1 pseudogene is annotated in these 293 nt (G+C 58.0%); it reads left to right on the forward strand.

The window, feature by feature from the left end:
* Positions 1-2: 2 nt before the first annotated feature.
* Positions 3-233: pseudogene (locus M2D63_RS25660) on the forward strand (aminotransferase class V-fold PLP-dependent enzyme); the annotation flags it as partial.
* Positions 234-293: the final 60 nt, after the last annotated feature.

Here is a 293-nt window from a genome sequence, read left to right on the forward strand (position 1 = left end):
CGATATACCTCGATAACTCCGCGACCACCCCGCTCTAAACAAGCGATCCCCAGAAGATGAGCTACTGCCTGCACGTAGACGCGAACTACGGTAACCCGGCGTCGCGCTCCCACGTCTTTGGCTGGAAAGCCGAGGAAGCGGTCGAGAACGCTCGCCGCCAGGTCGCCGACCTGGTCAACGCCGATCCGCGGGAAATTGTCTGGACGAGCGGTGCAACCGAGTCCGACAAGCTGTGAATCATTGTCTTCGAGGAATTATACTGCATGAAGGGCAAGGAGCTTATCAGGTCCAAG

This window comes from Pseudomonas sp. BJa5 (genome assembly GCF_030272875.2).
In the GTDB taxonomy this organism is placed as follows: Bacteria; Pseudomonadota; Gammaproteobacteria; order Pseudomonadales; family Pseudomonadaceae; genus Aquipseudomonas.